General features: G+C 73.5%; 7 protein-coding genes. 2 read left to right on the top strand and 5 right to left on the bottom strand.

Annotated features, from left to right (window positions below; translation table 11 throughout):
- From cydD to ABD993_RS18255, 5 genes are all read right to left on the bottom strand, one after another.
- Positions 1–1,714, bottom strand: a 1,714-nt coding sequence (cydD, locus tag ABD993_RS18235) for a thiol reductant ABC exporter subunit CydD (RefSeq protein WP_345419521.1), incomplete at its 3' end; no start/stop codon positions are given.
- 32 nt (positions 1,715–1,746) lie between these two features.
- Complete coding sequence (cydB, locus tag ABD993_RS18240) at positions 1,747–2,748, bottom strand: cytochrome d ubiquinol oxidase subunit II (protein WP_345419524.1); 1,002 nt, start codon at positions 2,746–2,748, stop codon at positions 1,747–1,749.
- Between the two features lie 9 nt (positions 2,749–2,757).
- A complete protein-coding gene (locus ABD993_RS18245; protein WP_345419527.1) occupies positions 2,758–4,176 on the bottom strand; it encodes a cytochrome ubiquinol oxidase subunit I in 1,419 nt (472 codons plus the stop codon).
- 112 nt (positions 4,177–4,288) lie between these two features.
- The gene (locus ABD993_RS18250; RefSeq protein ID WP_345419529.1) at positions 4,289–4,966 is read right to left on the bottom strand and encodes an anti-sigma factor family protein; all 678 of its coding nucleotides are present in this window, start codon (positions 4,964–4,966) and stop codon (positions 4,289–4,291) included.
- Positions 4,963–5,544 carry a sigma-70 family RNA polymerase sigma factor gene (locus tag ABD993_RS18255; protein WP_345419532.1) on the bottom strand — a complete coding sequence of 194 codons (582 nt, stop codon included), beginning with the start codon at positions 5,542–5,544 and terminating at the stop codon, positions 4,963–4,965. The genes ABD993_RS18250 and ABD993_RS18255 overlap by 4 nt, the downstream gene beginning before the upstream one ends.
- Positions 5,545–5,788: 244 nt before the next feature.
- Here ABD993_RS18255 and ABD993_RS18260 point away from each other — a divergent pair, with 244 nt between their 5' ends.
- Both ABD993_RS18260 and ABD993_RS18265 read left to right on the top strand, forming a co-directional pair.
- A complete protein-coding gene (locus ABD993_RS18260; RefSeq protein ID WP_345419535.1) occupies positions 5,789–6,367 on the top strand; it encodes a hypothetical protein in 579 nt (192 codons plus the stop codon).
- A 17-nt stretch (positions 6,368–6,384) separates the two neighbouring features.
- Entirely contained in the window at positions 6,385–7,392 is a 1,008-nt protein-coding gene (locus ABD993_RS18265; protein WP_345419537.1) for a DUF6529 family protein, read from the top strand.
- The last annotated feature ends 116 nt before the right edge of the window (positions 7,393–7,508 follow it).

The raw sequence follows: 7,508 nt of genomic DNA on the forward strand, positions 1-7,508 counted from the left end.
CAGCGCGGTCAGCGCGGTCAGCGCGGTCAGCGCGGTCAGCGCGGTCAGCGCGGTCAGCGGGGTCAGCGGGGTCGCTGGGCGGTGTGGGTGCACGTTTCGTGCCGTCGGCGCGGTCCGCGGGACTCAGCCGGACGTGGTGGTCCGCCTCCGTCCAGGCCGGGTCGTGGGTCACGATCACCGCGGTGCGGCCCTCCACGAGCCTGCTCACCGCCCGTCGGACGGCGGCGGCGTTGGCCGGGTCGAGGTGGGCGGTGGGCTCGTCGAGCAGCACGATCGGGGCGTCCCGCAGGAAGGCCCTGGCCAGGGCGACCCGTTGGCGCTGCCCGCTCGACAACCGCGTGCCGCGCTCCCCGAGGAGGGTCGCGAACCCCTCGGGGAGCGCGGCGGCGACCTCGTCCAGCTCGGCGGCCGAGGCCGCCCGCCGGACGTCGTCCATCGACGCGTCGGGTGCGCCGAGCCGGATGTTGTCGGCGAGGCTGTCGGCGAAGAGGTGCGGATCCTGCGGCACCCAGGCGATCTCCCGGCGCCAGGCCGCGGGGTCGACGTCGGCGAGGTCCACCCCGTCGACGGTGATCCGGCCCGCGGTGGGTGCGGTGAACCGCAGCAGCAGCCCCAGCAGCGTGGACTTGCCCGCCCCGCTCGGCCCGGTCACGACGGTGGTGCGCCCGGCGGGGAGTCGCACGTCCAGGCCGTCGAGGGCGGTGCGCTCCGGGTACCGGACGGTCACGCCGTCGAACACCAGGTCCCCGCGCGGGGCGGGTCGGCGGCCCGCGGCGGCACCGGTGGGGGAGTCCAGCACCGCGAACACCTGCTCCGCCGCGGCGATCCCCTCCATCGACGCGTGGAACCGGGCGCCGACCTCGCGCAGCGGCAGGTACGCCTCGGGCGCGAGGATCAGCACGAACAGCGCGGTCGCGAAGTCCAGCTGTCCGTAGAGCAGCCGGAACCCGATCTCCACGGCCACCAGTGCGACGGCGAGCGTGGCCAGCACCTCCAGCACGAAGGCGGACAGGAACGCCACCCGCAGCGTGCCCATCGTGGCCTCGCGGTGCTGGTCGGTGACCTTCCGGACGAGCGCGGCCTCGGCCTTGGCCCGGCGGAACAGGGCGAGCGTCGGGAGGCCCTCGACGACGTCCAGGAAGTGCCCGCCCAGCTTCTCCAGCAGCGCCCACTGCCGCGCGGTGCGGGCCTGGGTGTGCATCCCGACCAGCGCCATGAACAGGGGGATCAGCGGCAGGGTGACCGCGATGACGACGGCCGAGACCCAGTCCGCCCCCGCGACGACGACCAGCACCGCCACCGGCACCAGGACGGCGAGGACGAGCTGGGGGAGGTAGCGGGCGAAGTAGTCGTCGAGCGCGTCGAGGCCCCGGGTGGCGAGGGTGACCAGCTCGCCCGCGTTGCGGGGGGTGCCGGTCGTGGCGTGGTCGACGAGCCGCCTGCGCAGCTGCGACTTGGCCTTCGCCGCGCTGCGCAGCGCCGCGGCCTCCGCGCCGTACGCGAGCCCGGCCCGGGCGAGGGCCACGACGGCGACCGCCCCGATCAGCGCGCCGAGTCCGCCGAGCCCGGAACCCACGCCGGCGAGCACCTGCGCCACCAGCCAGGCCTGCAGCAGGATCAGCCCGGTCAGGGCCGCCCCGCACACGGCCGCGACGAGCAGGTGGGTGCGGACGGCGCTCGCGGTCCTGAGCAGTCGGGGATCGAGGGGTCTCATCGTGGAGACGGAGCGTGCGGAGTCGACCATCGTCAGTGCGCCGCGGGGATGTGGTCGCGGCTCACCCGCCTCCGGAACACCCAGTAGCTCCAGGCCTGGTAGCCGAGTACGAGCGGCAGGAACACCACCGTCACCCAGCTGATCACCGTCAGCGTGTAGGGCGCCGACGCCGCGTTCCGCACGGTCAGCGCGAAGGCCGGGTCGGTGCTCGACGGCAGGACCTCGGGGAACAGCGCGCCGAAGACCAGCACGGCCAGCGCGGCGACCGAGACCGCGGTCGCGGTGAAGGCCCAGCCCTCGCGGCCGCGCCGGACCAGGCCTGCGCCCAGCGCGAGCGCCACCACCGAGACCAGCGCCGGGACCAGCGTCCAGCCCGTCCCGCTGCGCGCCTGCGTCCACCCGGTGAACGCCACGAGCAGGGGCAGCACCGCGAGCGCCGCCCACGCCGCGAACGACCGCGCCCGCAGCCGCACCGGACCGTCGGTCTTGAGCGCGAGGAACACCGCGCCGTGCAGCAGGAACAGGGTCAGCGTGAGCAGCCCGCCGAGCACCGCGTACCCGGTGAACAGGCCGAACACCGACGTCGTCACGACGTGGTCGGGGCCCATCTCGAGCCCGCGGACCAGGTTGGCGAAGAGCAACCCCCACAGGAAGGCGGGCAGCGTGCTGCCGGCGACGATCACCGCGTCCCAGCGCCGCCGCCAGGTGACCGAGTCGACCTTGCCGCGGTACTCGAAGGCCACCCCGCGGCCGATCAGCGCGAGCAGGACCAGCAGCATCGGCAGGTAGAAGCCGGACAGCATCGAGGCGTACCAGGCCGGGAACGCGGCGAACGTGGCGCCGACGGCGGTGATCAGCCAGACCTCGTTGCCGTCCCAGACGGGCCCGATCGAGTTGATCATCACGCGGCGGTCGGTGTCGTCCCGGGACAGCACCGGGAGCAGGGCGCCGACGCCGAAGTCGAACCCCTCCAGCACGAGGTAGCCGGTCCACAGGACGGCGATGGCGACGAACCAGACGACGGCGAGATCCATGATCGGCTCCTAGTAGACGAACGCCGGGACGCGGTCGTCGGTCTTCTCGGGCTCGACGGCGTCGTCCGCGGGGAACGGCATGACGGCCGCGGTGCCCGCCTTCACGTACCGCGCCAGCAGGCCGAACTCGACGACCGCCAGCACGGCGTAGATCAGCGTGAACGCGCTGAGCGAGATCGCGACCTCGGTGAGGCTGACCCCGGGGGAGACGCTGTGCGCGGTCAGCAGCTCGCCCACGACCGTCCAGGGCTGGCGGCCCATCTCGGTGAGGATCCAGCCGAAGACGTTCGCCAGCAGCGCCGCGGGCAGGGCGGCCACGACGAGTCGGTACTGCCAGTCCCAGCGGAACAGCCGCCCGCGCCGGGTCAGCCACAGCCCGACGACCGAGACCGCCACGCCCGCCGTCCCCAGACCCATCATCATCCGGAACGCCCAGTACAGGAGCCCGACGTTCGGGATGTAGGTCCCGGGGCCGAAGACCTGCTCGTAGCGGCTCTGGATGTCGTTGATGCCCTGCACGTCGCCTGCGAAGTCGCCCGTGGCGAGGAACGCGAGGAGCCCCGGCACCTGGACGTTGACGTGGTTGCGGCCGTCCTGGACGTCGCCGACGGCGAAGATCGAGAACCCGGCCGCGTGCTCGTCGTCCCACAGGGCCTCGGCGCTCGCGAGCTTCATCGGCTCGTACTGCGCCATCAGCTTGGCCTGGTGGTCGCCCGAGACCGCGACGACGACACCGGCGATCGCGGTGACCACGAACCCCGTCCGCAGGGTCCGGCGGAACAGCTCGTGCTCACGCCGGTCCTCGTCCTTCAGCAGCTTGTAGGCGCTGACCGCGGCCACGAACAGGCCCGCGGCGAGGAACGCCGCCGAGACGACGTGCAGATAGGTCGACCAGGCCTGGTCGTTGCTCAGCACGGCCCAGATGCTCGTCAGTCGGGCCTGCCCGGTGACCGGGTCGATCGCGAACCCGACCGGGTGCCGCATCCAGGCGTTGGCCGCGAGGATGAAGTACGCGCTGAGGTTCGTGCCGATCGCGGCGGCCCAGATGCAGGCCAGGTGCACGCGGCGGGGGAGCTTGTCCCAGCCGAAGATCCACAGCCCGATGAAGGTCGACTCGAGGAAGAACGCGAGCAGCGCCTCCATGGCCAGCGGGGCGCCGAACACGTCCCCGACGAAGGTCGAGTACGCGCTCCAGTTCATCCCGAACTGGAACTCCTGCACGATCCCGGTCACCACGCCCATGGCGAAGTTGATCAGGAACAGCTTGCCGAAGAACCTGGTGGCCCGCAGGTACTCGGTGCGGCCGGTGCGGTGCCAGGCGGTCTGGAGGGAGGCGACGACCACGGACAGCCCGATCGTCAACGGGACGAACAGGAAGTGGTAGATCGTCGTGATGCCGCACTGCCAACGGGCCAGGTCCAGTGCCATGGCGGGGCTCCTCCCGAACTTCTACGCGCTGTAGAGGTTCCGGATCCATTTCTACACCCCGTAGAACATCAGCGGAGTGTGATCCCCACCCACCTCGGGCCCAGCTCGGCGCTCAGACGGTCACGGTCGCGTACCGCTCGCCCGCGGAGTTCTCGACGACGACCGACCTGACCTGGTCCGGGGAGATGCCTGCGGCCCCGTCCACGCGGACGCCGCCCGCCTCGCCCTGCGGCGGCACGACCCAGCCGCCCGCGATCTCCTCCGTGCCGTCCTTCGCGACGACCACGAGCCTGCAGTGCTCGCCCGCGGGCACGCCCTTGACGTTCGCCGCCAGCCGCACCCAACCGTTCGCAGGCGTCACGGTGATCGCGGCCGAGACGACGCCCTGGGTGGTCTCGAAGGTCTGGCCCGACGCCGTGACCGAGGAGGTCGGGGCCTGCGGCGCGAGGGTCCGACCGGCCACGACCCCGCCGCCGAGCAGCGCGGCGCCCACGACCACGGCGGCGATCCCGCGGGTGAGCAGCCTGCGGCGGCGCTCGCGCGCGCGTTCGTCCCGGATCTCCCGCAGCGCACGGTGCAGCACCAGGTCGCTGTCGGGCGGGCCCTCGAGGAGGGCCTCGTCGGGGAGCTCGTCCAGGGTCCGCGTCATGTCACGCAGGTCCTCCCACTCGGCGCGACACTGCGCGCACGTCTCGAGATGGCGCTCGACCGCCGCCTGCTCGTCGAGGTCGAGCAGGCCCAGGACGTGGGCGGACAGGTCTCCACCGTCGACGCTTCCACAGGTGGTCATGAGGCGGGCACCCCCTCGGTGTCCATCGCGGCCGGGCCGAGCGCGCTGCGCAGGGCGCGCAGCGCGTAGTACGAGCGGGACTTCACGGTCCCCGTGGGGACCCCCAGGACCTCGGCGGCCTCCGGGAGCGAGCGCCCGCGGAAGTAGACCTCCGCGAGGACGTCCCGGTGGTCCGGCGAGAGCCGTTCCAGCGCGGGGAGCACGGTGAGGGCGTCGACCACGCTGTCGGCGTGGTCGCGGGTCGCCGCCGGGGGAGCGGCCTCCTCCTCCACCTCGGCGGGCCGGGCCCGCTGGGCCCGGACCCGGTCGGTGACCAGGTTGCGGGCCACGGTGAGCAGCCAGCTGCGCACCGAGCCGCGGCCGTTGGTGAGCACGTCCGAGTGCTGCCAGGCCCGCACGAGGACCTCCTGCACGACGTCCTCGGCGGCCGCCCGGTCCCCGAGCAGCCGGGTGGTGAACGCCAGCAGCGCCCGCCCGTGCTCCGCGTAGACCGCGCGGATCAGGGCCTCGTCCGGATCCCGGGGGCCCTTCCCCTCGCGGGTGCGCCCGCGTGCCCGGTGACCTGACGACCCGACCATGCACGCTCCCGGTTCCGACTGGGTTGCCCCGACCTGCGGTGCCCCGACCTGCGGTGCCCCGACCTGCGGTGCCTCACGACCACGCACGAGGCGGGGAGCGGTGAGGGTAGCGAAGTCCACACCGGCGACACGGACGGCCGAGCCGAACGGTTCAGCGCGAATTCTCCTCCGGATCCGGTGAACCGTCCGGGCCCGGGAGCCGTGTCCCGAGGTGAATCGCTCCCCGCGAAGAACAGGACCTCCCATGAAGAGACACGGCCCCGTGCTGACGCTCCTCGCCGTACTGGCGGTCGGCGTCTCCGTCTTCGCCGTGAACACGGTGGTGGCGGCCCCCGCCGAGCAGACCGTGACCCCGGCGGCCCAGTCGGCGCCCGCCGCCGACTCCTCCGGCGACGCGTACGGCGGCTCGTACGGCGGCGCTCCCGCCGCGCCCCAGCAGGCCGCTCCCCAGGCGGCTGCTCCTCAGGCGGCTCCCCAGACGGCCACCGGGTCCGCGCCCACGGCGGCACCGGCCGTGGCGGGCACCTTCGCCGGGCGCTCCGCGGGCAACGAGGTCACCCTCGCGGTGGGCGTGGAGGGCGGCCGGGTCGTCGCGTACGTGTGCGACGGCAAGAAGATCGAGTCGTGGTTCGAGGGCACCGACAACGGCGGCGAGCTGCAGCTCAGCGGCGTCGACGGCGAGCTCACCGCGAACGCGACCGAGGGCGCGGTCCTCGGCACGGTGTCGGTCGGTGACAAGAGCTGGCCGTTCTCGGCCCAGCCGAAGCGGTCCACGGGCCCGGCCACCGACCACGCCACCCTCACCCGGCTCGGCTCCGCCTGACCCCGAAGGACCCCGAGATGCCTCCCTCCCCGTACCGCGTCGATCCCGGCCCCGCCGTCGACCACGGCGACCCCGTGGAGCCGAACCCGTACGACCCGCCCACCCACCCGGCCCTGCACCCCGTCACGGACCCCGCCGCGTACGACCCGGCAGGCTCCGAGCCTGCCGCGCACCCCGGTGTGTCGCCGCAGGTCGCCTACGACCCCGCCTACGACCCGGGTGCCTACGTGGATCCCGGCGACGACCCCCGCACGGAGGTGATCCCCGTCGTCCCGGCACAGCCGGGCCCGCCGGAGATCGACCCGGTCGCCGACCCTCGGGTCGCTCGGGCCTGGGCCGCGCAGGGGGACCGCGAGGACCTCTGGACGCACGCCGACCGCAGCGGCTGGGACACCGGCCCCGCGGCCGACGACTGGGACCGCCCGGACTACGACGACGAGTTCGACGCCCCCGTCGCCCCGGAGGCGGAGCAGCCCGCCGCCCCGCGCCGCGGCCGGACGGCGGCGCTGCTGGTCCCCGTGGTCGTCGGGATCGCGCTGTCGGTCGGTCTCGGGGTCTACGCCCGGCTGCACGAGGGCGCCGGAACCGCGATCAGCATCGCAGGCTTCTCGTCCGGCCTCGCGGCGAAGAGCTGGCTGACCGCGGCGGCGTTCGCCCTCGTCCTGGTCCAGCTGCGGACCTCGATGCGGATGTACGGCCGACTGGCGAAGACCCGTCCCGCGGGCCCGCGCACGGCCACCCTGCACCGCTGGTCCGGCCGCGCCGCGGTGCTGCTGACCATTCCGGTCGCCGTGCACTGCCTCTACGCCCTGGGCTACGAGGACTCGTCCGCCCGGGTCATGATTCACTCGTTGTTCGGCTGCTTCTTCTACGGTGCGTTCGCCGCGAAGATGCTGCTGCTCCCGAAGCGCGACGCCCCCCGCTGGGCCCTGCCGCTGTTCGGCGGTCTGGTGTTCGTGCTGCTCACCGGCCTGTTCCTGACCTCCTCGGTGTGGTTCTTCAGCACCAAGGGCCTGACGTTCTAGAGCGGAGTACGCCATGACCACCACGTTCGACCGACGCGCGATGCTCGCAGGCACCTGCGCGGCGGGCTGCGCCGCGCTCGCCGGCTGCGCCACCTACTCGTCGGCGCCCGCCGCGG

The sequence above is a fragment of the Pseudonocardia xishanensis genome (assembly GCF_039541715.1).
Lineage (GTDB): Bacteria > Actinomycetota > Actinomycetes > Mycobacteriales > Pseudonocardiaceae > Pseudonocardia > Pseudonocardia xishanensis.